24 protein-coding genes and 1 pseudogene are annotated in these 26,275 nt (G+C 59.4%); 9 read left to right on the top strand and 16 right to left on the bottom strand.

Annotated elements, in window-relative coordinates:
• Positions 1 to 3 precede the first annotated feature (3 nt).
• Together ACM26W_RS06590 and ACM26W_RS06585 are read left to right on the top strand one after the other, a co-directional pair.
• Positions 4 to 231, top strand: coding sequence for a hypothetical protein (locus ACM26W_RS06590; RefSeq protein ID WP_416140037.1), 228 nt, complete (start codon positions 4 to 6; stop codon positions 229 to 231).
• Complete coding sequence (locus ACM26W_RS06585) at positions 228 to 1,640, top strand: patatin-like phospholipase family protein (RefSeq protein WP_416140036.1); 1,413 nt, start codon at positions 228 to 230, stop codon at positions 1,638 to 1,640. Before ACM26W_RS06590 ends, ACM26W_RS06585 begins: the two co-directional genes overlap by 4 nt.
• 34 nt (positions 1,641 to 1,674) lie before the next feature.
• Here ACM26W_RS06585 and ACM26W_RS06580 read toward each other — a convergent pair whose 3' ends face one another.
• On the bottom strand, positions 1,675 to 3,141 hold the full coding sequence (locus ACM26W_RS06580; protein WP_416140035.1) for an esterase/lipase family protein: 1,467 nt from the start codon (positions 3,139 to 3,141) through the stop codon (positions 1,675 to 1,677).
• A gap of 398 nt (positions 3,142 to 3,539) precedes the next feature.
• Entirely contained in the window at positions 3,540 to 5,330 is a 1,791-nt protein-coding gene (locus ACM26W_RS06575; RefSeq protein ID WP_416140034.1) for a PHA/PHB synthase family protein, read from the bottom strand.
• Between the two features lie 164 nt (positions 5,331 to 5,494).
• On the opposite strand from ACM26W_RS06575, the gene ACM26W_RS06570 reads away from it, so the two are divergent.
• Both ACM26W_RS06570 and ACM26W_RS06565 read left to right on the top strand, forming a co-directional pair.
• Complete coding sequence (locus tag ACM26W_RS06570) at positions 5,495 to 5,800, top strand: hypothetical protein (protein WP_416140033.1); 306 nt, start codon at positions 5,495 to 5,497, stop codon at positions 5,798 to 5,800.
• A gap of 98 nt (positions 5,801 to 5,898) precedes the next feature.
• Positions 5,899 to 6,264, top strand: a pseudogene (locus ACM26W_RS06565) (NAD(P)H-dependent oxidoreductase).
• Positions 6,265 to 6,635: 371 nt separating this feature from the next.
• Here ACM26W_RS06565 and ACM26W_RS06560 read toward each other — a convergent pair.
• Entirely contained in the window at positions 6,636 to 6,794 is a 159-nt protein-coding gene (locus ACM26W_RS06560; protein ID WP_416140032.1) for a hypothetical protein, read from the bottom strand.
• 287 nt (positions 6,795 to 7,081) lie between these two features.
• Between ACM26W_RS06560 and ACM26W_RS06555 the strand changes: the two genes are divergently transcribed.
• From ACM26W_RS06555 to ACM26W_RS06540, 4 genes are read left to right on the top strand one after another with little or no spacing between them, the layout of a single operon-like run.
• A complete protein-coding gene (locus ACM26W_RS06555) occupies positions 7,082 to 7,228 on the top strand; it encodes a hypothetical protein (protein WP_416140031.1) in 147 nt (48 codons plus the stop codon).
• On the top strand, positions 7,225 to 7,809 hold the full coding sequence (locus ACM26W_RS06550; RefSeq protein WP_416140030.1) for a hypothetical protein: 585 nt from the start codon (positions 7,225 to 7,227) through the stop codon (positions 7,807 to 7,809). The genes ACM26W_RS06555 and ACM26W_RS06550 overlap by 4 nt, the downstream gene beginning before the upstream one ends.
• Positions 7,730 to 8,089 (top strand): hypothetical protein, encoded by a 360-nt coding sequence (locus ACM26W_RS06545; protein ID WP_416140029.1) that lies wholly within the window; start codon positions 7,730 to 7,732, stop codon positions 8,087 to 8,089. Before ACM26W_RS06550 ends, ACM26W_RS06545 begins: the two co-directional genes overlap by 80 nt.
• A 20-nt stretch (positions 8,090 to 8,109) precedes the next feature.
• On the top strand, positions 8,110 to 8,541 hold the full coding sequence (locus ACM26W_RS06540) for an IS1634 family transposase (RefSeq protein ID WP_416140028.1): 432 nt from the start codon (positions 8,110 to 8,112) through the stop codon (positions 8,539 to 8,541).
• 356 nt (positions 8,542 to 8,897) lie between these two features.
• Here ACM26W_RS06540 and ACM26W_RS06535 read toward each other — a convergent pair whose 3' ends face one another.
• The 13 genes from ACM26W_RS06535 to ACM26W_RS06475 all read right to left on the bottom strand — a co-directional run bounded on the left by ACM26W_RS06535 (position 8,898) and on the right by ACM26W_RS06475 (position 25,174).
• On the bottom strand, positions 8,898 to 9,386 hold the full coding sequence (locus ACM26W_RS06535; RefSeq protein WP_416140027.1) for a hypothetical protein: 489 nt from the start codon (positions 9,384 to 9,386) through the stop codon (positions 8,898 to 8,900).
• Between the two features lie 512 nt (positions 9,387 to 9,898).
• A complete protein-coding gene (locus ACM26W_RS06530) occupies positions 9,899 to 10,576 on the bottom strand; it encodes a hypothetical protein (protein ID WP_416140026.1) in 678 nt (225 codons plus the stop codon).
• Positions 10,577 to 10,673: 97 nt separating this feature from the next.
• Positions 10,674 to 11,321, bottom strand: a complete 648-nt coding sequence (locus tag ACM26W_RS06525; protein WP_416140025.1) for a hypothetical protein — start codon at positions 11,319 to 11,321, stop codon at positions 10,674 to 10,676.
• 424 nt (positions 11,322 to 11,745) lie between these two features.
• Positions 11,746 to 13,182, bottom strand: a complete 1,437-nt coding sequence (locus ACM26W_RS06520; protein ID WP_416140024.1) for an IS1182 family transposase — start codon at positions 13,180 to 13,182, stop codon at positions 11,746 to 11,748.
• Between the two features lie 112 nt (positions 13,183 to 13,294).
• Positions 13,295 to 13,711 carry an ester cyclase gene (locus ACM26W_RS06515; RefSeq protein WP_416139924.1) on the bottom strand — a complete coding sequence of 139 codons (417 nt, stop codon included), beginning with the start codon at positions 13,709 to 13,711 and terminating at the stop codon, positions 13,295 to 13,297.
• A 713-nt stretch (positions 13,712 to 14,424) separates the two neighbouring features.
• Positions 14,425 to 18,276, bottom strand: a complete 3,852-nt coding sequence (locus ACM26W_RS06510; RefSeq protein ID WP_416140023.1) for a hypothetical protein — start codon at positions 18,274 to 18,276, stop codon at positions 14,425 to 14,427.
• 76 nt (positions 18,277 to 18,352) lie between these two features.
• Complete coding sequence (locus ACM26W_RS06505) at positions 18,353 to 18,880, bottom strand: hypothetical protein (protein ID WP_416140022.1); 528 nt, start codon at positions 18,878 to 18,880, stop codon at positions 18,353 to 18,355.
• Positions 18,881 to 19,135: 255 nt separating this feature from the next.
• Complete coding sequence (locus ACM26W_RS06500) at positions 19,136 to 20,572, bottom strand: IS1182 family transposase (protein ID WP_416140021.1); 1,437 nt, start codon at positions 20,570 to 20,572, stop codon at positions 19,136 to 19,138.
• Between the two features lie 488 nt (positions 20,573 to 21,060).
• Entirely contained in the window at positions 21,061 to 22,035 is a 975-nt protein-coding gene (locus ACM26W_RS06495) for an arsenic resistance protein (RefSeq protein WP_416140020.1), read from the bottom strand.
• The gene (locus tag ACM26W_RS06490) at positions 22,035 to 22,475 is read right to left on the bottom strand and encodes a YtoQ family protein (protein WP_416140019.1); all 441 of its coding nucleotides are present in this window, start codon (positions 22,473 to 22,475) and stop codon (positions 22,035 to 22,037) included. The genes ACM26W_RS06495 and ACM26W_RS06490 overlap by 1 nt, the downstream gene beginning before the upstream one ends.
• Before the next feature lie 122 nt (positions 22,476 to 22,597).
• Positions 22,598 to 23,434: an MOSC domain-containing protein gene (locus ACM26W_RS06485; RefSeq protein WP_416140018.1), complete on the bottom strand. Its 837-nt coding sequence runs from the start codon at positions 23,432 to 23,434 to the stop codon at positions 22,598 to 22,600.
• Positions 23,435 to 23,486: 52 nt separating this feature from the next.
• Positions 23,487 to 23,927 (bottom strand): hypothetical protein, encoded by a 441-nt coding sequence (locus ACM26W_RS06480; protein WP_416140017.1) that lies wholly within the window; start codon positions 23,925 to 23,927, stop codon positions 23,487 to 23,489.
• Positions 23,928 to 24,094: 167 nt separating this feature from the next.
• Positions 24,095 to 25,174 carry an NAD(P)-dependent alcohol dehydrogenase gene (locus ACM26W_RS06475; protein ID WP_416140016.1) on the bottom strand — a complete coding sequence of 360 codons (1,080 nt, stop codon included), beginning with the start codon at positions 25,172 to 25,174 and terminating at the stop codon, positions 24,095 to 24,097.
• Between the two features lie 270 nt (positions 25,175 to 25,444).
• Here ACM26W_RS06475 and ACM26W_RS06470 point away from each other — a divergent pair, with 270 nt between their 5' ends.
• Positions 25,445 to 26,248 carry a Mut7-C RNAse domain-containing protein gene (locus tag ACM26W_RS06470; RefSeq protein WP_416140015.1) on the top strand — a complete coding sequence of 268 codons (804 nt, stop codon included), beginning with the start codon at positions 25,445 to 25,447 and terminating at the stop codon, positions 26,246 to 26,248.
• Positions 26,249 to 26,275 lie beyond the last annotated feature (27 nt).

Here is a 26,275-nt window from a genome sequence, read left to right as displayed (position 1 = left end):
GCCATGGCCGAATACCTGAAGGTCGTCTTTCCCTATCGGCGCGAGGTCTGGATCGACGGCGAACCCGCCGCCTGGACCCAATCGGTCTGCCAGGTCGATGCCGGTTGGTACACAGTGACGCTGGCCCCGCCGCCAGACTTCAAGCCCGAGTGCTACCAGGTGCACCTCATCGGCACCCTGCCCTCGGCGCCGCTGATCATCGAATTCACCCTCAAGGAGTCGGGCTCATGAACCCTGTCGCCAGGCTGTCGATCGGCCTGCTCATGTCGCTGATGGCGCTGGTCGGCTGTGCCTCCTTCCCCGAAGCCCGACCCCTCGAGCATGTCGATACCGCCAGCGGCTACCGCTACGCCAACCTCGAGGGAGCAACGAACAGCGAGGAGATGTTCGTGATCCTCGGCTTCTCCGGCGGGGGCACGCGGGCCGCCGCCCTCGCCTACGGCGTGCTGGAGAGGCTGCGTGACAGCTGGGTCGAGATGGAGGGAGAGTCGCGCAACCTGCTGGACGAGGTGGACGTGATCTCGTCGGTATCCGGCGGCAGCTTCACCGCGGCCTACTACGGGCTGCACCGTGACGCCATCTTCGAGGAGGGAGGCCGGTTCCAGAGCGACTTCCTCTACCGGGACGTCGAATCGGACTTGAAGCGCCGGCTGCTCAACCCCTACAACTGGGCGAGGCTGGCCTCGCCCACCTTCGGGCGCATCGAACTCGCCGACGAGGTCTACCAGGAGCTGCTCTTCGACCAGGCCAGCTTCGCCGATCTGGCGGACAACGGTCGCAAACCCTTCCTGCTGATCAATGCCACCGACATGGACAAGGGTGCCCAGTTCACCTTCGTGCAGTCGCAGCTGGACCCGATGTGCGTCGACCTGGACAGCATCACCCTATCCCGTGCCGTGGCGGCCTCCTCGAACTTTCCCATCGCCTTCACACCCCTGACGCTCAACAGTTATCCCGGACGCTGCGGCTATGAGGAACCGCCCTGGGTCGCCAACGCGCTACAGGGACTGGATACCAACCCCCGTCGCTATTATCGTGCCCGCCACTGGCAGCGCTACCAGGAGCCCGAGCGAGACCATGTGCACCTGCTCGACGGTGGCGTCTCCGACAATATCGGCCTGCGTCCCGCCCTCGACGCCCTGCGTGCGCCCACCCTGCAGGAGGTGGAATGGAGCGTGCTGAACAAGATGAACCGGGAACTGGTGGACAAGCTGGTGGTGATCGTGGTGGACGCCAAGTCGGGGGGCCTGGATGCGAACTTCGATACCTCTCCCCGCTCCCCCGGCCCCAAGCACGTGATCAGCACTATCGCCACGACGCCGCTGGCCAACTACTCCTTCGATACGGTCGAGCTGCTCAGGGAGACCCTGCGCGACCGCGAGGACGCCCAGCGGCTCTCCCGAGAGGCCGGCAACGGGCTGCACCAGATCGATCTCTACTACATCTACGTGGGCTTCGACCGGCTGGAGGACGACGCCGAACGGGAGCGCTTCCAGCGCATCCCCACCAGCTTCCGCCTGCCCGCCGAGGAGGTGGATGCGCTGCGCCGCATCAGCGCCCAGCTGCTGGAGCAGTCGCCCTGCTTCCAGGCCCTGCTGGGCCAGGCAGACGGACAGGAAGGGCGGTTCTGCCGCTATTGAGGCCCCGGCCTTCCTCCCACCGCCTGCCGGGGCCTCACTCCCAGGGGTCGATGCGCAGGTAGAGCCGGCCCTTGAAGCCCTTGCGGCTGGTGAGCGGCACATAGCGGCCCCGGTCGTCCTCCTTGACCGGCCGGCCGCGCCCTTCACCCCAGTCCTCATCGCCAAAGATATAGCGCAGTCGCCAGCCCTCCTCGGCGGCGGTCGCGAGGATCACCACCTTGTCGCGGAACAGGTTCTCGTCGGGTACCCGCCGGTTGACGAACCAGCGTCCGGCCACCTTGAACTCGGTGCTGCGCACGGCGATATCGGCCACCAGCATCATGGTGCGCCCCTGGCTGACGGTGATCTTCGAGCTGTCCAGGTAGACCGAGAAGAGCACCGGGTGACGGGCTTGATCGAGGCCGGCCCGTTCGGGATGGCACATCTCGTCGTAGCGCCGGAAGATGGCCGAGTCATGCTCCACCCGGCGGTCCGAGAGGGCCACCGGGGGGTATAGCCGCGGCGACACCGTGCACTCGAAGTGATAGCTGCCCTCGATGTCGCGGCCCTCGTCGCGGGCCTGCTGCAGCGAGGGCGGCAGCGGCAGATGCTCGACCACCAGTTGCCCCTGCATGCGGGCATCGCCGAACAGGAAGCGCGTCAGGTTCTGGTAACCCGATTCGGAGTTGACCATGCCGAAGGGGCCGCTGTGGGCCAGGTAGAGATGCACCCGCGGCGCATCCTCGATCCAGGCACAGTCGATCTTGACCAGGCCGTCACTCCGGGCGCCCACCAGGTGGCGGGTGGCCTCGTAGTCGCGGTGGTTGGTACCCACCAGGCAGAAGAAGCGCTCCGGCGGGAAGTGGCCGCCCAGGTGGTTGACTCGGCCGTTGCGCGGGGTGAGCTTGAGGTAGTCGGCGATGCTGCGCCGGTTGAAGTTGCGGATGTCCCACAGGTCCACGAAGCCCGGCACGTTGATGCCGGCCACCTCGATGCCGTCATGGGGCGAGCCATAGGTGAAGACCTTGTCCACACAGTCGCGGGCCTCGGCTCTACCCACCTCGGGATTCTGCAGCAGGCAGCGGCACACCAGCCCACCCATGGAGTGAGCCACCAGGTAGACCCTGAAGGCCGCCCGCGCCTCGGCGTCGTCGCCGCAAATGCGCTCGCGCAGCCACAGGATGCGCTCGCCAAGGGCCTGGGCCGCCTCGGGGATCGAGGGGCGCTGCCCCTCCCCCGCCTCATCTTCGTAGAAGCGGTGGATCAGCAGCGTCCGGCGGGGCAGCCGGTCCTCGCGCTCCGCCCCCTCCGCGTAGACATCCCGATAGCCGTGGTCCTTCATCAGGCGGATCACCGGGGATTCGAAGATGAAGGTATTGAAGCGGCCGCTGGGCCCCTGGCGGACCCGCGTCGCGCCCAGGTTGAAGCCCATGTAGGGCGTGTTGATGGTGGCCTCGATCTCGCTGTCGCGCATGGCATAGCCGCGCACGTAGATGATGGGGTGATACCGCTCCTGGGACATCCTGGCGCTCCTCCGTGGGATGGAACCGGGGTAAGCCGGTGGCTAGTCGCCGCGCGGGTCGCCGGGCAGGTAGTGGCCGGTGACCAGGCGATAGGCGTCCGAGGGGAGATCCCCGGGAACCCCTAGGGCTTCCCTGATCAGCGTAGTCCAGGATTCGGGGCCGGCCGGCCGCGTGCCGGTTCAGGCCTTGAGGACGTAGCGCAGGGTCACGTAGAGACCAGAAAACCCCGCCGATTGGCGAGCCCTCACCTTGAGAGCGAAGCGGGCTGGATCAGCCGCCACATTGCGTGCCGGGAGTAGACGCTGGCGACGCAGAGTCAGCTCGCCAGCGGCACGACAGGGCGGGACACCCGGCAGGGAAACCGCAGTTCACCGGACGCCAGGCGCAGTCCTCCGTTTCAGGGCATCAGCACATAGCGCCCAGGGGCGTCGCCTAACGGCGAATAGCGCTCGCTGCCAAGTGCAGGCGGGGCTACCTGGCCGCTCGAGTGCGCGACCAGCCATTGCTGCCAGGCCGGCCACCAGGAGCCCGACTGTTCCGAGGTAGTCTGCTGCCAGGTATCCGGATCGAGATAGCGCTCGCCCTGGTACTGGGTGCGCAGCCGGAAACGGCGTGTCGGGTGGTTCGGCTCGCTGACGATGCCGGCATTGTGGCCGCCGCTGGTGAGCAGGAAGGTCACCTCGTCGGCGTCCGTGAGCAGGTGAACCTTGTAGACGGACTGCCAGGGCGCCACATGGTCGGAGGTGGTGCCAACCGCGAAGATCGGCGCGCGTATGTCCTGGATCGCCACCGGACGATGATCGACCTGATAGCGACCGCTAGCCAGGTCGTTGTTGAGAAACAGCTGACGCAGGTATTCGCTGTGCATGCGGTAGGGCAGCCGGGTGATATCGGCATTCCAGGCCATCAGCGCGTTCATCGGCTGGCGCTGGCCCAGCAGGTAGTCGTGCACCATCCGCGACCAGACCAGGTCGTTGGAGCGCAGGATCTGGAAGGCACCGGCCATCTGGTAGCCATCCAAGTAGCCCTGGTCCCACATCATGTTCTCCAAGTAGGCTACCTGGCTCTCGCCGATGAAAAGCGTCAGTTCCCCGGCCTCGGTGAAGTCCACCTGGGTCGCCAGCGTGGTGAGGGACGCCAGCCGCTTGTCGCCGTCGCGTGCCATGGCGGCGGCGGCAATGGAGAGCAGGGTTCCCCCCAGGCAGTAGCCGACGCCGTGCACTCGCGGACTCCCGCTGATTTCGGTCACCACGTCCAGGGCCGCCATGGGACCCAGCCGACGGTAATCGTCCATGCCCAGGTCACGATCCTCCGAGCCCGGGTTGCGCCAGGAGATCATGAACACCGTATGGCCCTGATCCACCAGGTACTCTACCAGCGACTTGCCGGGCGTCAGGTCGAGCACGTAGTACTTCATGATCCAGGCGGGCACGATCAACACGGGCTCTGCCTGGACCTGCCGGGTGGTCGGCGTGTACTGAATCAGTTCCATCAGATGGTTGCGGTACACCACCTTGCCGGGGGTGACCGCCAGGTGCTCGCCCAGGCGGTAAGCCTCCGCCCTCACCGGGGGCTTGCCGGAGACGGCACGCTCGCAATCTTCGAGGAAGTTCTGCCAGCCGTTGACCAGGTTCCGCCCGCCGGAGGCCAGGGTCGTATGCGCGATCTCGGGATTGAGCCAGGGGATGTTGGAAGGCGAGGCGTGATCCAATAGCTGGCGCGTGACGAAGTTGATGACCCGCTCCCGGGCTGGCGACACTCCCTCTATCTCGGTGGTGGCGTTATGCCACCACTGCTGGGTCAGCAGGAAGGACTGATGGATCAAGTTGTAGGGCAACTGCTGCCAGGCATCATCGCGGAAGCGTCGATCCTGGGGCATGGGCTCGATGCAGGCCGGCGTCGCCGGATTCATGGCCAAGCGAGCTGCATACTGAGCAAAGCGAGTCGACTTGCGTACAAACTTCTCGCCGAGCTCCACCTGCTTACCCGGCGACAGGGCCAGATGCGTCAGCCACTCGAAGTAGACGCTGGCAAGCCCGGCGGGGGTAATCCCCGCCGTCATTCTCGCCAGGTTGGCCTTGAAGGCGCGATCCAGCGCATGAGTGGCGTAGTAGCCGGGATTGGGCCGCTCATCGGCAGCGGGGAGCGGCGTACAGGGTTCGGGGGTCGTCCGAGATTCATGCCTCATTTGACTGAGCCTCCATGATGACGAGTAGCCATGGCCGATACCCAGGCTACCATATACCGCACTGCATCATGATACCCCGCCAGAAGCGCTCGATCAGGCCTTGAGGTCGAGGACGTGGCCGGCTGACCCCCGTCTCCCGCGATAGCTTCACGCTCAGCCACCCCATGGAGGGAAGCGACTACTACCGCCGCCTAGACGGGGCCACCGATGTCTTCGAGAATGCCCGGGGCGGGCGCGTCGGAATCGTGCGCAACGCCGATGGCGCGCAGGGCCTGTTGATCGCCGCCCTGGTCATGTTGACCATGGGGCTCGCGGACTTCGACCTGAGCCGCATGACCGATCACTACCCGGACACCGGGATGTTCCTGCTCCACTATGCCGGCTGGCTGGTGGTGGGGGCTGCCCTGCTCATGCTGGCAGCGCTGTGGCCCGCCGGGCTCGGCTCCGGCTGGGGCATGTGGCGGCGGTGAAAGCAGCGGACCGAGTCCGTCAAGGCCGGTGCTTGATATCGATCAAGCCTGGCCTTCGGCTCTGCGACTAGGCTGAACACCATGCCTTCCCACTCTGCATGCCGCCAAGCCGCTTCCCGCGAGAACCCGCTAACATGAGCCAGCGAATCCTGATCCTGCAGGGACACCCCGATGCCAGCGAGGCGCACCTGTGTCATGCCCTGGCCGATCACTACCGCGAAGGCGCCCAGGCCCAGGGCCATGAGGTGCGCCTGATCGACCTGGCGACCCTGGAGATCCCCTTGCTGCGCAGCTAGAAGGAGTGGCAAGCCGCTGTCCTCCCCTCCTCGCTGAGGGCGGCACAGGAGGCCATCGGCTGGTGCCAGCACCTGGTGCTGGTCTTCCCGCTCTGGCTCGGCGACATGCCGGCCCTCGTCAAGGCGTTCTGCCGCCGCGAGGGGCTGGCGCTGAGCACGTTCCAGTAACACCGCTGACCGTTGCACGCGGCATCCGAACCCGCCGCGGAAGGTTCTGCCGCTATCGACCTCGGCGAACGGGCCGGCCTCGATCAAGCCCGTCACCCGCTCGGTCTGGGTGGTGCTCTCCGTACTCCGCTCGCCCGTCCGGCGGCTGAAATCCATCACGGCGATCTTGGTGACCTCGCCGGGGGCGAGGCAGAGCGAGTGCAAGAGCCGGCCGAGCGCCAGATGGTCCTGGCGCCATGCCTGCTCGAAGGTGAGGAGCACCCCCTGCACCGGACGCTGCGATGCCTGGGCCTGGCCGGTCGCGGCGAAGGGATCGAGCGCTCGGGTGATCTCGCTCACCTTCGACGGAGCCGGAACGTGCGGATCGCGGATCACGATCTGCTGGAAATAGGCGGGCTCGGAGATGGCACCCCCATATTCGGCACGAGGTATTCGGGGGTCTCGCGATCGAAGATGGCGGGATCGAACAGAAACGGGCTGGACGGGGCTTCGGGCAAGCTGCCGCTGATGGCCACAGGTTCTTCGGACATGACGTTCCTCCCCGATGCCACCAATGGGCATTCGTGCGCAGCGTCTCCGGCTTCAAGGAAGTTGAAGCCGGTCTCGCGGAATCACGGCACGCGAGATTCTTGTTATCAGGAATGTCTTTCGATGCTAGACACCCGAGTTCGACACTGCCAGTCCGACTCTGACCTGAAGTCGGCTGCTGTGGCCTGAAAATTCAGCGACTTAGTCAATTCCGAACGAATTGTTTGTAGTGACATGCGCTTTCCTGGGTGCCTTGCCAGTTATCGCTTTTCCGGTCTACCGTGGTGACATGTTCGTTAAAGTCACCAAATCCGGCCCGCGCCGCTACGTGAAGCTCGTCGAGTCCTACCGCGACGAGGCCGGCCAGCCGCGGCAACGCGTGATCGCCACCCTGGGGCGCCTGGAGGCCGTCACCCCGGGGAGTCCAGCGCGTTGATCAATGGCCTGCTGCGCGTCTCCGGCCAGCCGACGCTCGAAGCAGGCACCGGCGAGACCGACTTCGCGCCGGCGCGCTCCGTTGGCGATACCTGGCTGCTGACGTCGCTCTGGAAAGAGCTCGGCCTGGATGACGCCTTCCACCGAGTACTGCGCACCAAGCGCCCGTTCGATGCCGAGCGGCTGCTGCGGGTCATGGTGTTCAACCGCCTCTGCGATCCCGAGTCCAGGCTCGGTGTGCTGCGCTGGCTGGAGGACGTCCTGGTGCCCGACGTGGACACGGCTTCGATCAGCCACCGCCACCTGCTGCACACCCTGGACACCCTCTCGGACTGCAGCGAGGCCCTCAACGACGTGCTGGCGCAGCAGTGCCAGCCACTGATCGATGAAGAGCGACCGATCGTCTTCTACGTCCTCACCACGATCCAGGCGGAGGGCGCTACCTCCCACGATGGGGATCTCCGCCACTACGGCCCCTCGCAGGGGGACGGGGGCGACCGACATGGTCGCCCTGTCCGCCGTGCGCGTCGAGGGTCGCCCCCTGGAACTCATCCTGGCAGTACCGGGCCGCCGTTATGGTGAGTTCGATGACTTGCTGAAGGCGTTTCATCAGACCCACTGCCAGGATGCCGATCACGAAGCCTATGGCGAGCTGGCATGGCAAGGTCATCGACTGATCGTGGCGCACCGGCCGGATGTCGCCAATGCCCACACGGCCGCACGCGATCAGAAGATCGAGGCGCTACAGGCCGATGCGCGCCAGTGGTTCGAGAAGCTGGATAACCAGGATGCCGGACGCCGCTATCGTGGCAGAAAGCTCTCCGATCCCGGCGTAACGGCCATATTCTCAAGGTCGACCTGACCGCCGAGACGTTCAACTACGTGCTCGATCAACGGGCGCTGGATCGCGCCAGGATGATGGATGGCAAGCTGCTGCTGGTCACCAACATGGCCGATCATGAGCCTGAGCAGATCGTCGAGCGCTATCGGGCGCTGGCTGACATCGAACGCGGCTTCCGGGTGCTGAAGAGTGACATCGAGATCGCGCCGGTTTACCACCGGTTGCCGGATCGCATCCGTGCCCATGCGCTCATCTGCTTCCTCGCCCTGGTGCTTTACCGCGTGCTGCGGCTGAAGGCAAGTGATCACAAGCTTTCGCCGACGCGGGCACTGGAAATTGCCCGCAAGATTCAGTTCCACCAGGTCCTGCTTCACCGTCGCGAGACGGCGAGCGGCCTGACCAAATTGAAGCCTGAGCAACGCGACCTTTTCGAAGCGATTGGCCTGCCTGCACCTGCCGCATCACGCTTGTAGTGCCAATTTTGAAAAGGCGTTTCCAGGCTAATCAGTGGTTTACGCTTCTATCTGTCGAACTCGGGGGAGCCTCGTCGCAGGCGTTTCGTTTAGCTCGCGCAATTCATCACAGTCTTGTCATAGAGGCTGGTCGCACGCTTCCGCCTCTGTGATCGGTAGTGGCATATTACGGGCCATCGTGACCGATTTCGGCCGGAAGCGGTCTTTCAGGTCATTCTGATATAACGCCGTGCTCTGCGGAAACGTTGGAGCGAAACGGAAAATTTGTCCGACAGAAGCGCCTTGTTATGAGCGCCAAATTCATATACCAAGACCAATACCTGATGAAATTCAATATATTTCACAACACTTACATTCTATGCTCGCCGAAGGAGAGCTTTGACGGCGTCTGAGTACTCAAAGCCCAATTTTGAACCTGGGGTCTCTGGCTCTGCGCTTATTTCCCCCCCAGCCAGCAGGAGGTGCGCTTTAACCGCTGATAGTTCCAAGGAGCTTTCTACGGCAGCTTCATTGAAAACCTCATCCAAGAGATTTTTCCGGATCCGAAACAACTCTTCTGCCTCCTTGACCCTCAGCTCAATTTTCTGTGCCCTACCCACGTAGTTTAACGCCCAGAATAAGACAGAAAATGCGCCTAAAACAACTGCCGAAACCGCAAATGGGGCTGCTTTCACTAACTCAATAAAGCTTACTTCTTCACGGGAGGTAACTACGAAAATGACTATGCCATAGACAATAAGAAATAAGGCAAGAAACACCACAGCAGCCGGATTCCTGAACAATCGTACATACAAGCTAAATATCCTAGGGATTGCTCTATATGCTTCAATATCGCCGCTGGCCATATCTTATCTCCTTTGAATTCGGCTTATCGTTTAGCGGTGTAAGTCCTGGGCGTCGAATTAGGCTCTTTTCGCATCGTTCCTAGTCCACTAAAAGCTCATCATAACCAATTCTTGCTTCCGATTAAAATCAATGCTCAGCCTATCTGGCTAGTATGCGCTCTCACACATAACAGCTTTATTATATAGCGTGCTCGATATTTCAATTGACCACGCACGCGCGTTCAACAGTGTTATGCTACCTGCTCGACCACCTCTCATCCAATTGAAATCACTAGACATTAAGTATAGCTCGGGAGTATAACACCAATCATCGTGCATGCTTCGTATATCCAATGAACGTGACCGCTGCCTTTGCCACCATGGCCGCTTTGCCTCAATCACCCCATCAGCATAGGCTAAGATTCTTCAATCGGCCAAGAGCGGTCTTTCAGGTGATTCTGATATAACGCTCCAATAACCGGCGCGCGGCTTTTTGCGCGTCCGGCGCCGCAGGCGCGTAGTTGATTGGCTTGTTAAGCATCATTTGGGGAGCCTTCAGTTGGAGGTCTGCCATTATCGGGACTGCTCCCATCGACGCTTTGTGGTGAGACCGTTATTTGTATCTGAACGGTTGGTTCTTTCATTCCCAAAGTCCATAACTCGTCCTTTAGGTTTGGCCCGACATATTCGGGCTTAGTTGACCCCAGTTCGTCTAAGTGCTGAGAGAGCATTTCAACAGTGACTTCGAAACGTTGCCGTGGCGACTGAAAGACTGATGCCATCGAGCGAATAACTTGCGGGCTGAAGCGAGCGGGTGGAAGGTTCGCCAATGCTTCATGCGCATCGATTAAGGTCTGTGCGACTTTCAGTGTTCGGCACTTATCTCCAATCGATTGATCAGTGAAGGAGAGTTCGTGATCAGCATTGTGTGCAAATTTGTTACGTATATCTCGGACCTGGTCTAGATCGAAGCGAACGTCATCAGAGATCCATGTCAACGCTCGTGCGATTGAGATTCGAGAAGAAAACGATCCCAATACACCGCTATGAGACAGCAGTGATGCGTTAGAATAATGAAGTCTTCGATCAAACAGTTGCTTCAAGCGTTCGTCAATGAGCGCAGCGCCCAATACCGCGCATGCTCTATCGGACTCCGAGCGAAACGTGCCGCTGAAGGTGTCGAGGTCGAATTGTTTAGACGAACGTGGCATAGTGTCTGTGATGCTTAACGTTAGGCATGAGACGCGGCTGCGAAGCAGCCATCGCGCTCGATGCCGTTGTTGGATAGCCCAACCACAGGGTCAACCGTCAAAATCCTGCAAGTTCGCGAAGACAGACTCCATTCTCCATCCACGCATCCTCATACATAACCGGAAGTTCAAACTCCAAATCCGTACCAGCAGCCTTGCGATTAAAAGCCACTGTAAGAGGATCTGCGAGCACGAGGGCTTCAATGAGGCGAGCTTCTGGATCTTGGTACGTGAACGATCTTGCACTCCGTTCACCATCGACAACGATTGGCTCCAGTTCGGCGGTTGACTCCTCGCTCCATCGGAGATAGGCGTATTCAACAGCTGCGTCGCGCCGCTCAACTACTCCCTGTTGAATTCGAATATCGTTAATCCCTAGCCGGAGAGATAGGGCAGGCAAGCGGCCCTCTTCTTTAAAGTATACAACCGAGCCATAAACAACGGCTGGCTGATTTTCCCGGTACGCCCAGTCCCGCAGCAAAACGTGGAAAGCGTAACCACACCCGTACAATTTCCCTTGGGCACGATACGGTGTGAACCTCAGCTCTAGCAGAAGAGATCCCTCCCCCGGCACTGCCTCCAGTAGAGAGTTCAATTCTTTAGCGTTAAAACTCGCGGGCTCCCACTCTTCCTCGGCACTCGCGGGATGATGGATCCCAGTGACACCGAAGAGTATCAGAGCAGCAGCTAAGACAAACATTTTCATCGGCAGCCTTCCATACGGGTGGCGATCCAACAGTTGTATTATATAGCATGTTCGATATTGCACTTGAACGCGCACGCGCGTTCAACAATGTTATGCGCACGCTCAACCCCCTTCCATCCTATTGAAATCCCGAATTATTAAGTATAGCTCGGCAGCATAACACCAATCATCGTGCATGCTGCATATCCCCGATGAACGTGCTCGTCGCCTTTGCCGGTATGGCCGCTTTGGGTCCTGGCCGTGTGAAAACAGAAAAATCTGGCCTGACTCAAAAATCTTCCCCCTCAGCTTACTGTTGAGCCAACAAAAAGCCGTTGCTTGGATGATTGCCGACTGATGCTGTTGTGAGATCGGGAAATCATGACGACACCAGAAAGCACATATCTCGCCCTTATAGCGCTTAAAAACATGCGAAAAAGGGCTGTTACGCCCTGGCCGCCCTCATCAACCCATTGACTCCCAAGATTTTTATGACACGCTTGAGGTTGTACGCCAACACATGAAGACTCATTTCGGTGCTCACATTTTTTAACCGTTTGGTCGTAAAGTGTGTCGCCCCCATCCACGCCTTCAGCGTGCCAAAGGGATGCTCCACCGTTTGTCGTCTCAGGCGCATCATCTCTGGGTTCCAATCGAGGCGTGACTGCGCAGCTTCGAGTATATCTTCGTGTTCCCAGCGCCTTATACGCCTCTGTTTGCCAGTCGTGCATTTCTCCTTCATGGAGCAGCTTGCACATTCCGAACTCCAGTATGTATGCAGCTTCATCCCTTTATCTATCGTTTCATACCGCCATGTCAGCCGCTGTCCAGCGGGGCAGGAGTATTCATTACTGTCAGGGAGGTATCGAAATGCGTCTCTTGGGAAAAAGCCCTTTGCCTGGTTTGGTGATGTCAGCGGCTTGGGGAGATAGGTAGTGATCCCTTCCTTGTGACAGGCCAGAATCTCCTCGCCCTTGAAGTAGCCTCTATCAGCCACGACCTTCAGCTCCTTGATGCCAGTGGCCTCCCGCGCTTGCTTGGCCATGTTAGAGAGCTGCCCCCGGTCATGCCCGACGTTGGTCACCTCATGGGCCACAATCAAATGGTGCTGGCTATCGACCGCAGTCTGTACGTTGTAACCCACATTTCCAGTACCTCTGCCACTGGTGGCCATAGCTCTGGCATCCGGATCCGTCAAGGATACTTGCTGATCGGGAGACTTCAGCCTCGCCTCCTCAACTGCTTGTAATCGTGCAGTTTCTTCCCGGAGTTTCGTGATTTTTTCCTTCAGATGCGCTGTCTTGGCCTCGGCCAGTGCAGGCTCCTCGCGATCGGCTGCGTCAAGCTGACCAAGGTACCGGTTGAAGCTTTCTTCGATCTGCTCAAGGCGACGCTTCATCTTGGTCGCTGTGAAATTACGGTTGCGGTTGTTGACCGCTTTGAACTTGCTGCCATCGATGGCAACGATGGCTTGGGAGAACAGCTCCAGTCGCCGGCAAAGCACGATGAACTCTCGGCAGACACGGCGTATGGCCTCGCCGTTGTCCTTTCGGAAGTCCGCTATCGTCTTGAAATCCGGCGTGAGGCGCTCCGTCAGCCACATCAGCTCGACATTGCGCTGCGCTTCTCGCTCCAGGCGGCGGCTGGATTGGACACGATTGAGATAGCCGTAGAGATAGATTTTCAGGAGTACAGCGGGGTGATAGGCGGGCCGGCCGGTGGCATGGGGATCGACACCTTTGAAGCCGAGTTGTCCGAGGTCGAGCGCCTCGACGAAGGCCTCGATGGCTCGGACTGGGTTGTCCTCTGAGACGAAATCATCCAGAAGCTCAGGGAACAACGTAGCTTGAGACCGGGACTCCCCTGATACGAAACGCTTCATCGGTACCTCCACGAGCTGTCACGGGTAGAGTATAGCGGGAGCCACGTTTTCACACAGCCTCGGCCAGAAGCGGACCAAACCGCTGTAGGGCTTCAGACTGGTCGAAAAGGCTCTATGCCCAGCCTAGTTGCTGTAAGCCGATGGTGTCGTTCCAGATCTTGGTCATGTGCCGAATTCTCCCCTCGTCGAATTCCATGGCATAGACATAATCAGTTGCTACCGTCTTGCCGGTTGGCTCAACAGGTCCTCCCGGTCCGGTTTGTGACCCGTGAAACACTGCAAAGGCTGCAACGCACTTTCGCTCCCCGTCTTCAGCCATGAATTTTAGTTCATAGTGACCGTCTGGAATTGGCGTAAGGAGGTTCTTCATCCACTCGCAATATCCTTCCAGAGTATCTACCTCGGACAGTGTACTCGACTGGCATGAAAACGTCGCACTTGGATGGCAGTATTCCTTGCAGCCCTCCCACCCCCTTCCTTTATCACACGCTTCAAAGAAGCCTTCCGCTTGACCAAGAATCCTACTCATTGTCGCCTCCACTCACGCTTAGACATTCAGGACACGATTATTGATCGCATCAGGCAGTCACTGTTACACAATCCTGTGCGTTGCAGGATGTCAACCGACCGATTTGGATCGTCAACTTCCTCGGCACTTCCATCAGAGTAGGCCAAAGTTCTCCAATCGGCCAGAAGCGGACCATCAGCATGTTCTTATACAATGCCTTCAAAACATGAAGTTTCGACGTGGAGATGATGGCGAAACGGAAAATTTTCGCTGCACGTGGTACCGTTATGTGAAAGTCTCTGGCATGCCCACGACCTTACAAACTCAAATATTATTCACTTAGTGACGAACTGTAGGTGTAATTAACAGCATTGATTTCTATCTTTTTCTCAAGAAGTATAAGGCTCGTTCACACAAGCCCAATGCTGCTAAAGCGTTCTTATAGACCATTAAATATGGTTTTCATTTAAGCCTAATATCAATTTGTTTCTGTACCTATGCGCAGATTTCCTGGAAATTTTCCATCACCTAAACTAACTCTAACCGAGCCATCCTTTTGTATAATTTCAGCCCTGCCCCATTTGCATGAAAAACTTATTAAAGATTTTTTGCGTCGGAAGATCTATAATAATAAATATTTCAACTGATGCTACAGCGCAGCTTTTCATTGCTGACATTTATTCAAGTCACGGAATTCTCGGGATTGGAGCAACGAAGTTCAGATAAAGCTATTTTCATTCAAACCGCTGTTCGCGCTCCTCATCCTCCCGCTGTTCACGCACACTCTCATTCTCGATCCACTTAACGAGTTTTGCAGACACCGATTTAGCAGCCACAGCTATCTCCTCGCTCTCATGTTCAACCAACACACCAATGGCATCCGCTCTAGATTGCATCACGTTAGCTCGGCTACCAGACCACGATGAAGGTGTGACGCGCTCGGCGAATGCCTCCAGGACGGCTTCTGGCTCAGGAGAAGCTTCCAGCAACCTGATCGCTGACTCCAACATCGTAACTGCCCCCTGATCCCCATCCTTTGACCAAAGGCTGATACCCGCCGCGACAGGCGCCCACACGCTAGCATCGTTTCTGGAACGGCACCACCCAATCAAAAGGTCCATATCGATTTTGGCGAGAGGAGAGCGACGCAAGCCTCCATGGCGAATAAAGAACAGTCGTCTATGTTGTTCTTTTTCAGTGCCCTCAAAAACGAGATTGAGAAACGCCTGTGGCATCAAGGCGATAGTTGTCTCGATAGCACTTTCGAAGGCATGAATGAAGCCATACTGCTCATCAATAACAGCAAAGATAGTGTCCAGCCACTCCAGCTTTTCGGCATCGTTTCCGTCAAAACGCAATGCGGCATCGATGACGCGCTCCATGTCATAATCCAGGGACCCGCCAGGGTCCCTGTCATCTTTTTGGAGTCTCTGGATCGCTGCCCTTAGACCTACCCGTCGAAGGTCGAAACCAAGTGTATCTACAGCGTCATCTTTGCCATGTAGCTTCATGCTTAGAGCATCCAAAACCACGTCATCGCCGTTCGGTATACTCAGGAGCTGCTGAGCAAGATCGAGAACACGGTCACTGGGCAAATTAGCATAACCGTCACGCCATAAAATTGGACCATACATCCACGGACGTGTGTCAGGATCATCCAGAAGCGCCATGCAACGATCTAGGTCGGTTTCTGTGAACTCCCGCCTTGGGTGCAAGCCGACCAATGCATGTCGAAGTTCTGGGTGCTGTGCGCACTGGTCGAGTAGCCCTTGTGCTAGAGTTGGATCAACAGAGTCAACCTCTTCGATGAAACCGCCAAAGACTGTGAAGTTCCTGTTGGCTTCAGGCTTATGTTCAAGTTGATCGACGAGTTGCTGCCAACAAACTCGCAAGTCATGTGCCCCCTTCGCCAACCCCCTTCCGAATGCAGTACAATATGGCATCCAGTCGTTGGAGAAAAGGTTGGGATCCAACTCGTCGAGCTCATGGTCTGAGGCTGCGAAGTCCTCACCTAATCGGAGCGCCTTGGCTTCAAGTCGCTTCTCAGCTTCGCGATACTTGTTGGTGTCCTCATGATCAAAATCGGCGTCTAGCGCCCAATAGTCGTGCCCCTTGTTTAGCACATATGTCAATATTTTCGGAACCAAGCCCTCGGGCTCCAACTCCCTCTCCAATGCGGCAAGGTTATCTGGCAGCGGCTCAAAATCATCATCGTCTTTGCGCTTGGTATGGTCGAAATAAATCGTTGATCGGACGGCTTTCCAACCTTCTCCCCAAGGGTGATAAGAATGTAGCTTGCGAGCCGAATCGACGAGTTTTTCCCTCATGGCTTTGTGGTGCCACATCCCTCGAAATTCGTTCGCCAGGGTCAGCCGTGCAGGGCCTTCAAGATCAGGATCGCCAGAGGTTCCCAATCGCACCGCAACGTCGATAAAGGCGCATCGCCACTCCACAAGTTCATCGTGGTTGGGTTGGTACCCGAAGTCTCTTGGGCGAGCACCAAATTCATTCATCCCAAATCCTGTCCACGGTGGCCCATCCAGGGCAGTCGAGAGCATCCTGAAACCCAGCGACCTACGTCCAACCACGTCTGACGAAAGGCATTCATTCATAATCCCAATGCGCTGATTTAGAGAGGCATGTGTGCCAGACAAATATGCCTGGAAAAACCTCGTGATCTTATCTCGAACTGCGTCGTAGTTGTTGCTTTCGTCTTCGTGGTCCGCGACACGGATTAGGAGCCTAACGCAACGGTCAAAGGCACTCGGTTCGTATGCCAACGACTGCAAAAGATTGAGAATGGTCGTCCGCCGTGGATTGTAACGCGGTTCCATACCCTCAAAATCAGGCGCGGTAAGTTCTGCTTCGATCCTGTCGAGCAGTGCTTCAGGCGCGACCGGGCCGATATAGTCCAGTATTCGTGCCGCCATGTCTTCCAACACTGATATTCGCCCCAGCAGCCCATCTGGCTGGAGCCAAGCTTCAACGATCTCTTTCGCCACGGGGTGATCGTGCAACAGCCCCAGCCTGTGTGCGAACGACATTAGCAAGCGTTGACGACCGGAGGCTTCAAAGGTCGCCCTGAGTTGATCAACCGGGACACCATCAAGTGCCGAGGCAGCCAGCTTATTCGCAATGGCATGGGGCAGGATGGCCCTCCAATGTGCCCTCTTCTGCACAACATGACGGTCCAACAGCTTCTTGACTGATCGAAACAATTGGCTCCGGGAGTGCCCCAAAATCGAGCCCAGAACTTCCAACTCGCTGTGACCGACCTCAGGGTTTGAAACCGAGAATGAATATACCAGAGACAGTACTTCAGCCTGTTCCCGCAGATCGTCGTCCGGATGTTTACGCTGCTCAAACAAGCGGTTAAACAACTGCACGTCTGAAAGCTGAGCCAAGCTCTCGCCTTCCTCCACTCTCTCGGCGATTGCTAGGGAAACCCTCGCGTTCCCATCAGCGAACTCTGCTATCCGGCGGGCGTTGTGCTGGCCGATCCCGGGGAACCGACGGATCAGAAGCTGCTCGGCCACCTCCGGCCCAACCGCTTCAATGTGGATTACCTCAGTTGTCTGAGGCTTGTCATCCCTGATGTCGTACTCAACGGTGATGAGGCTTACCTCACTGCCTGCAGCTGATACTTTTCTGGCCAGTGCAGAGTGAAGTTCTGACGGGCAATTATCGAGGATCATGATGGCATGTCGGCCCTCAGCGATAAGTCTGTCCAGCATGGCTGCTGCCGAAGGATCCGGCTCAGCACCAGTATCGACGTACACAGCTAGAGTCCGATCGAGAGCATTATTGCCTACAGTTTCATCAAAGAGTGCCTGCACGATCCTGGTCTTCCCGACGCCGGATAAGCCCGTTATACGAACGGCCTTGACCGTAGACCTTATGAGGTCACGCATCGGTTCAATGGCATCTTCAATACTGAGCTTCTGGCCCTTCCCTGACGGCAGCATGACCGTCACGCCTGGGGCCGAAATCAGTGTATCGTCGACATCTTGAGGTGGATTGCTCCAGGCCCCGTATGACTGCCAACCGGAGTATCCCTGACCGAGCTTTCCTTTTACCCACAGCATAACCGACGGATGCTGACGCAGCCATTGAACCAGCTTAGAGCGGTCATAGAAGTCTAGGTGAATACTGCCGCTGTTGGGATCATCTTTCACAGCTTCTCGCATTGCCTTAAGACGCCCCTTCTTGTTCGGCGGCGAACAATCATCAGCCAAGCTAACGATAATATAGCCGGCCCCCTTCGAAGCCTGCTCTGAGATTGTCGCCGACAGCTCACCGTCGATGACCATTTCCTGCGTGATCGCACTTTTTGGCATCGAGTGTTTCTTGGCCTGGAGAATCGTATCAGGTTTTTCAATAAATCCGGTGCTTAATGTACCGACCGGGACCTGAACGTAGATATCAATTCCTTCGTCAGGGGCATTGATTGAACCTGACCAGCTTACCCATGCAGGGCTATGGCCATGCGCTGCCACTTCGGCCTCAGCGAGTCTCGCAATCAACTCTTCTAGCTGGGTATCGGACAGCCGGATTAATTCGTCTTTCTCGATGTCAAAGATTTCCACGATATCCCCTCAGCACAATATTCGATTCTTTTTCCAATAATCCAGCCGACATGAATAATGTTGCCCGATGAAACGCTTAGCCAAGTTCTTGCTGTACATATTTTTGACCGGCTTGAATAAGCTCGTACAACTTTTGGTATGAGCACACACCATGTGTCAAAGGCTTGCCGTTAATAGACTTATCCAAGGTTACCCCAGACCATGTAATAGGTAATTTGGATTTTTCGTCAGGATTTAGATTGAATATCATATCGTGAGACCAGCAGTTCCGAAGTATGCGCCAAAACTGGAACCAAGGCTGCGATTTTAGATTTTCCAATTGCCTAGTTTGGTGGCAATACAACTTTATCAATGGAAAAAGCTCTTTTACTGCCGAACGATATGATGATTGATAAAGCTCTTCAGCGGCGATGCGCATACTGGCTTTATCTTTGATCAAGCTCACAGCGTCGGGAAACACCTTGATTTCCTTGCCCAATTCATCATGAAGTTCCTCGAAAAAAGCCGGCATATCTTCGTGCGACCACAATATCAAGGACGCATAACTTAACTGAATGAGATTAATCTTAGTTTGAAAGAAACCTAGCAAATCCTGCTTCTTCATGATTGTTTTGCCTAACAAGAATTAAACGAGCATGCTGCCTTGGCCGGCATGGCCGCTTTGGGTCCTGGCCGTGTGAAAACAGAAAAAATCTGGCCTGACTCAAAAATCTTCCCCCTCAGCTTACTGTTGAGCCCACAAAAAGCCATTGCTTGGATGATTGCCGACTGATGCTGTTGTGAGATCGGGAAATCATGACGACACCAGAAAGCACATATCTCGCCCTTATAGCGCTTAAAAACATGCGAAAAAAGGCTGTTACGCCCTGGCCGCCCTCATCAACCCATTGACTCCCAAGATTTTTATGACACGCTTGAGGTTGTACGCCAACACATGAAGACTCATTTCGGTGCTCACATTTTTTAACCGTTTGGTCGTAAAGTGTGTCGCCCCCATCCACGCCTTCAGCGTGCCAAAGGGATGCTCTACCGTTTGCCGCCTCAGGCGCATCATCTCTGGATTCCAATCGAGACGTGACTGCGTAGCTTCAAGCACATCCTCGTGCTCCCAACGCCTGATTCGTCGTTGCTTTCCGGTCGTGCATTTTTCTTTTATGACGCAGCTTGCACATGACGAGCTCCAGTAAGTATGCAGCTTCATCCCTTTATCTATCGTTTCATACCGCCATGTCAGCCGCTGTCCAGCGGGGCAGGAGTATTCATTACTGTCAGGGAGGTATCGAAATGCGTCTCTTGGGAAAAAGCCCTTTGCCTGGTTTGGTGATGTCAGCGGCTTGGGGAGATAGGTAGTGATCCCTTCCTTGTGACAGGCCAGAATCTCCTCGCCCTTGAAGTAGCCTCTATCAGCCACGACGTTGAGCTCCTTGATACCCGTGGCCTCCCGAGCTTGCTTCGCCATGTTAGCCAGCTGGCCACGGTCATGACCGACGTTGGTCACCTCATGAGCCACAATTAAATGGTGCTGACTATCGACCGCAGTCTGTACATTGTAGCCCACAACCCCGGTACCTCTACCACTGGTGGCCATCGCCCTGGCATCCGGATCCGTCAAGGAAATTTGCTGGTCGGGAGACTTAAGACGCGCCACCTCAACTGCTTGTAATCGTGCAGTTTCTTCCCTGAGCTTCGTGATTTTCTCCTTCAGGTGCGCTGTCTTGGCCTCTGCCAGTGCAGGCTCCTCCCGATCAGCTGCATCAAGCTGACCCAGGTACCGGTTGAAGCTTTCTTCGATCTGCTCAAGGCGACGCTTCATCTTGGTCGCGGTGAAATTACGGTTGCGGTTGTTGACGGCTTTGAACTTACTGCCATCGATGGCCACGATGGCCTGGGAGAACAGCTCCAGTCGCCGGCAAAGCACGATGAACTCTCGGCAGACACGGCGTATGGCCTCGCCGTTGTCCTTTCTGAAGTCCGCAATCGTCTTGAAATCCGGCGTGAGGCGCTCCGTCAGCCACATCAGCTCGACATTGCGCAGCGTCTCGCGCTCCAGGCGGCGACTTGACTGGATGCGATTGAGATAGCCGTAGATGTAGAGCTTCAGGAGAACAGCAGGATGATAGGCGGGTCTACCTGTCGCATACGGATCGACCCCCTTGAAACCAAGCCCTCTGAGATCGAGGCCCTCAACGAACGCCTCAATGGCACGGACCGGGTTATCGTCGGCGATGAAGTCGTCCAAAAGCGCCGGGAATAACGTGCTTTGATCTCGGGCCTCTCCTACCACGAATCGCTTCATCGCCATTTCCTCAGCGGGCCTTGGCAAAGTATAGCGGCCGGTGCGTTTTCACACAGCCTCGGTCGATATCTGCCGGTCGCAACCACCCTGCCTTGCTCAGGTATTGATTCTCCGATATCCAAGCACGCTACCGCCCGGCGGCACCGAAGGGCGCCGCCTCCTTGGTTATGGGATCAACAAAGTCGCCAAGCAGCGACACCACCACCTCGCTTGAACACATGCAGTAACACTCAGCCTACTAAAGATTTCTTCGGCTTGCCCACTCGTATCGTGAGCTTTCTCATGCCTAAGGGCTTGACGTGCTAATGCTCGTTGAGGTGCTGACGCCCTTGCGAGGTCTCGTGGTCGATCGGCTGACGGGCACGGTGTGATTGCCGAGAGTAGATCGGCAGGCGGGCAGGGTTAAGACAGGGGTGCCTGGAGAGCGTTTGTGAGCCCCGGGCCAGGCGGTGGCGTGCCCAGTGTCGAGGGTCGGGCTGGGGATGGACTTAGCGGGTGCCGGCGTTTTGAGCGGCGTCGGGAAACAGTCGCGGCACCAGGTGCAGGAAGAGCAGCATGCCGGCCAGCTCCACCAGGGACTGGATCACCACCACGGCCACCGCCACCTCGAGGCCGGCCGGCAGGGCCAGTGCCAGCGGCAACACCACGAAAGAGTTGCGCGAGCCGAAGCCGAAGGCCAGCACCCGCCCCTGGCGGGCGGGCAGCCGGAAGGCCCGCGCCAGCCACCGGGCGAGCAGCAGCGCCGCCCCCAGGAAGGCCACGAAGAGCGGCACCAGCCACAGCAGCAGGCCCAGGTTCTCGCGCACCTGGCCCACCTGCCCCGATGCCACTACGAAGAGCACCAGCGCCAGCAGCGGCACCGGCAGCCAGCCCAGGGCGGCGACACCGCGCTCCCGGTACGCGCGCCCCGCCGCCCAGCGCTCGGTGAGCCAGGCCGCCCCCAGCGGCAGCAGGATGAGCCCGACGAAGGCCATCAGCAGCTCACGCTGCAGCAATCCGGCCATGGCCGCCTGATCCAGGAACAGCCAAAGGTAAATCGGCAGCAGGACCAGCTGCAGCAGCAGGCTGACGGGGGTGAAGGCGATGGCGGTGGGCAGCTCGCCCCGCCCCAGGTAGGTGAAGGTCAGGAACCAGTCGGTGCAGGGCACCAGCAGCACCAGCAGCACCCCCAGGCGCAGGGCCGGGTCGTCGGGCAGCCACTGCACCAGGCCCCAGACCACCAGCGGGATCACCACGAAATTACCCACCACCGCCGCCGTCAGGAAGCGGCCCTGAGCCAGGCCGCGTCGCAGCCGGACCATGGGCACCTGGGTGAAGGTCGCGTAGAGCAGCAGCCCGAGCAGCGGCCACAGGGCCGCATCGAGGCCCGATGCAAACGCCGGCGACGAAGTGCCGAGCCATAGCCCGGCGAGGATCGCCGCCAGATAGAGAAAGACCTGGTAGTGCTCCAGGCGTTCGCGCATCAGGCCTTGAGGACGTAACGCAGGGTCTCGACGACCTGGTCGGTGGTGGTGCACCAGGCCATGGCCGCGGCGTCGACCTCCTTGAGCGGGTGGACGATCTCCTCGCCGTGCAGGGTCACGTAGGGCTTGCCCAGGGCGGCGCAGTAGCCGGCATCGAAGGCGGCGTTCCACTGCTTGTACTTGTCGCCGAAGCGCACCACCACCAGATCGCTCTGCTCGATCAGGGTGCGGGTGCGGATGGCGTTGACCTTGGAGGACTGGTGGTCGCGCCAGAACTGGCTGGGCGTCTCGCCTAGATGATCGCCGGCGGCGTCGCTGGCGGCGTGGTCGGTCACCGGGGCGGTGAACACCACGTCCAGCCCAGCGGCCTCGGCGCCGCGCTGGATCTCGTCGCGCCAATCGGTGTGGATCTCGCCGGAAAGATAGACGAAAAAGCTCATTCGAGGCTCCTCAGGGGAAGGGGGATGGCATCCGCCATGATACCCCAGCACGCCTTTCGTGAAAAAACATTCCATGAAAGCCGTCAACAGGCGACCGGGCGGCGGCTCCCGGCAGCGCCGGGTCAACCGGCCGTGACGCGGTCCCCCGCTCGCAGCCTCTGCCCCTCCCCCGCCAGCAGGATGGCGTTCTGGCCGAAGAAGGCGCCCTTCCAGGCCAGCCGGGGCTTGAGGGTCATCAGCGTCTTCAGCGGCTCGCCGGGGTGGCGAATCTCGCCGCTCTGCTGGTCGACGGTGGTGATCTTGCAGCGCTGGCAGGGCTTGCGCAGCCCCAGCCACCAGCCATCTGCGCCGATCTCGCGCCAGCCATCCTCGGCGAAGGGCTCGGCCCCCTCGATCACGATGTTGGGACGAAAGCGATCCATCGGCAGCGCCTCGCCGCCACTGGCCTCGAGCGCCCGGTTCAGCGCGGCCAGCGATGCCGTGGTGGCCACCAGGAAGGGGTAGCCGTCAGCGAAGCCAGTGTGCGCCTGCTCCCCCTCGGCCAGGAAGTCGGGCTCGACGCGGCGGCGGTGGTCAGGTGCGAAGCGCACCAGGCGCAGGCCGCTGCCGCGCAGGTCGCCGAGCACTCGGGCCAACCACTCACGCGCTTCAACGCCCTCATCAAGGGCGTCGCAGCGGTCTTCCCAGACATAGACCGAGAGCCGCTCCCGTCCCTGGGCGGCAAGGGGCACATGCAGAGGCTCTTCCCCGGGTCGGGTCAGCACCAGGGCATCGCTCTCCAGGGTGACGCGGATGCGCGCCATGGCCGGCAGCTGACGCTGGGTGACGAAACGCCCCACATCGTCGACCACCATCCAGCGACGATCCCAGGCCAGCCCCTCGGCGGTCAGCCGCGCCGCGTCCAGGGGAATGCCGCCCAGCGACTTGACCGGGTAGATATTGAGTTGGCTGATTCTCACGGGCGGCTCCTCGGGCGGGAAATCTGCCAAGCCAGGCCCAGCCAGAAAGGCATTACAGTCGTTGGGTTTCGATCACGTGGCCGATGATGGGATAGCCAGCCTTGCGGGCGGCCTTCTCGGCCTCGAACTGCGCCTCGATCCTGGAGATGCTGGATGAGACATGCTCGAAGACGGTATCCAACTCGAGCGGCTTGGTACGCACCGCCAGCTTCACCAGGTGGCCGGTTTTCGGCGACCCGGCCGCCTTGCTGCGTGGCGCCTTGGGCTTGGCCTCGTCGCCGGCTTCCCTGGGCCACTCGGGGGCCGAGGTCGCCGCCTTGCGGCGGGTTTCCTGCGCGTTATCCATGAAGGTATTGATGTCGCGGCGCATCTGCCGCTCGAACTCATTCAGTTCCGTTTCCATCGTGTCTCCGTCTACTTCAATCATCACGGTATTGTACCAGAACTTGCGAAAATGCCACCCACGGTTGATGTTCCGAGTTGGCTCCGGCAAGAACCAGCTCCCAGTCGGGGGAGACATCAAAAACGGTTGCCGCCGAGAAGACATGACAGCCTGTCGGCAGCTCATGACGCAACTGGACGGCAAGGTCCACTGCGGTGGATCATCTCCATCCTGCTGGGTAAGCTGATGCACCTCGCGCCGGCAATGCTACCTCACTCTCACGACACCTCGAGAGCGATCTTGAGCACGCCGTCGCGCTGGTGGGAAAAGAGATCGTAGGCATCGACGATCTTCTCCAGCGGGTAGCGGTGGGTGACCATGGGGCCTAGGTCCAGGCGGCCGCTGTCGATAATCTGCATCAACCGGCGCATGCGCTCCTTGCCACCAGGGCACAGCGAGGTAACGATGCGATGGTCGCCCAGGCCCGCGCAGAAGGCGTCCAGTGGAATGGTGAGACTCTCGGAGTAGACCCCCAGGCTCGACAGGGTGCCGCCGGGCTTGAGGACCCGCAGCGACTGCTCGAAGGTCTGCTGCAGCCCCAGCGCTTCGATGGAGGCGTCCACGCCGCGCCCGCCGGTGATCTTGAGGATCTCGGAAACCACGTCCACCTCGCGGAAGTTGAGGGTCACGTCGGCGCCCATCTTCTTCGCCATCTCCAGGCGTTCGTCGACCCCGTCCACGGCGATGATCAGCCCGGCGCCCCGCAGCCGGGCGCCGGCGGTGGCACACAGGCCGATGGGCCCCTGGGCGAACACCGCCACGCTATCGCCGATCCTGATATTGGCCGACTCGGCGCCAGCGAAGCCGGTGGACATGATGTCCGGGCACATCAGCACCTGGTCGTCGGTGAGGCCGTCGGGCACCGGCGAGAGGTTGGCCTGGGCATCGGGCACGCACAGGTACTCCGCCTGGGCACCGTCGATGGTATTACCGAAGCGCCAACCGCCCATGGGCTTGTAGCCATGGGCATGGTGGCCACCGTCCTGGGCGCTGCAGCCGTCCTGGCAGGCGTAGGAGGTAAAGCTCGGGCAGATCGCCCCGGCGATCACGCGCTGGCCTTCCTGGTAGCCCTTCACGTTGGCGCCGAGCTTCTCGATCACTCCTACCGGCTCGTGGCCCACGATCAGGCCCTTCTCCACCGGATACTCCCCCTTCAGGATATGCACGTCGGTGCCGCAGATGGTGGTGGTGGTCACCCGGATCAGGGCGTCGTTGGGGCCGATGTCGGGAATCGGGCGATCATCGATCTCGATGCGGCCAGGCTCGACGAACAAGGCGGCTTTCATCATGGCGGGCATGGGACAGGCTCCTGATAGAAGGAAGGGTGCCCTTCAGCTATAGCAGGGGTTTGCCCCACGCGCCCTTGATGGGTATCAATGTTGTGCTGCAATACCTATAAAATACCGGTTCATGTGCCGGCTTCCCATCCCTCCAGCGCCGCCGTCGCCTGCAGTCTGCCCACCCGCCCGCTCTTGTTGCCCAAGGAACTGATATGTCTCCGGCCGATACCCTGCGCCGCCCGGGACGTGGCCTAGACTGCCCATGAGAGGACGACGCCGGAGGAATACATGGCCGTTGCCGAGTTCCGCATCCATGCCGAGTTGAACGACTTCCTGCCGCCGGCGCGGCGCCACCGCCCCTTCCACCTTGCCGTGACCCGCCGCGCCTCCATCAAGGACGTGATCGAGGCCTTCGGCGTGCCCCACACCGAAGTGGACGTCATTGTCGTCGACGGCGTCTCGGTTGGCTTCGACCACCGCCTGGAAGCCGAGGCGAACCCGCGGGTCGCGGTCTATCCCTGGTCGCGGACGCCGCCGCTCGACCGGGTGCGCCACCTGCGCCCCAGGCCCCCCATGCCGCCGCGCTGGGTGCTGGACGTCCACCTGGGGCGGCTCGCCGGCTACCTGCGGCTGCTCGGTTTCGACTGCCGCTACCGCAACGACATGGACGACCCGCAGCTGGCCGCCTGCGCCGTCGCCGAGGGCCGGGTGCTGCTGACCCGGGACCGGCGGCTGCTCAAGCGCAAGTGCCTCACCCTGGCCCACTTCGTGCGCGCCGACACGCCCCGCCGCCAGCTCGAGGAGGTGTGCCGGGTCTTCGACCTCTTCGACGCCTTCGCCCCCTTCACCCGCTGCAGCCACTGCAACGGCCTGCTCACCCCGGTGCCCAAGGCCCGGGTGCTCCACCGCCTCGAGCCCCTCACCCGGCGCTACGTGGAACGCTTCCTGGAGTGCACCGGCTGCGGGCGGCTCTACTGGCATGGCAGCCACGTGGCCCGGATGCGCGAGCTGGTGGCCGAGCTCGAGCGGGGCCGGCCAGAGGGACGGTCAGCACACCCGGCGAACGGTGCCCCTCCGCTATCCTGCGGGTAAGGGAGAGACGCTGGAGGTTTGCCATGG

Origin of the sequence: Halomonas sp. HK25 (assembly GCF_047795635.1) — a bacterium.
Classification (GTDB): Bacteria; Pseudomonadota; Gammaproteobacteria; order Pseudomonadales; family Halomonadaceae; genus Halomonas.
Note: the sequence above shows the minus strand (reverse complement) of the source record. Positions and strands in the feature narration are given on the sequence as shown.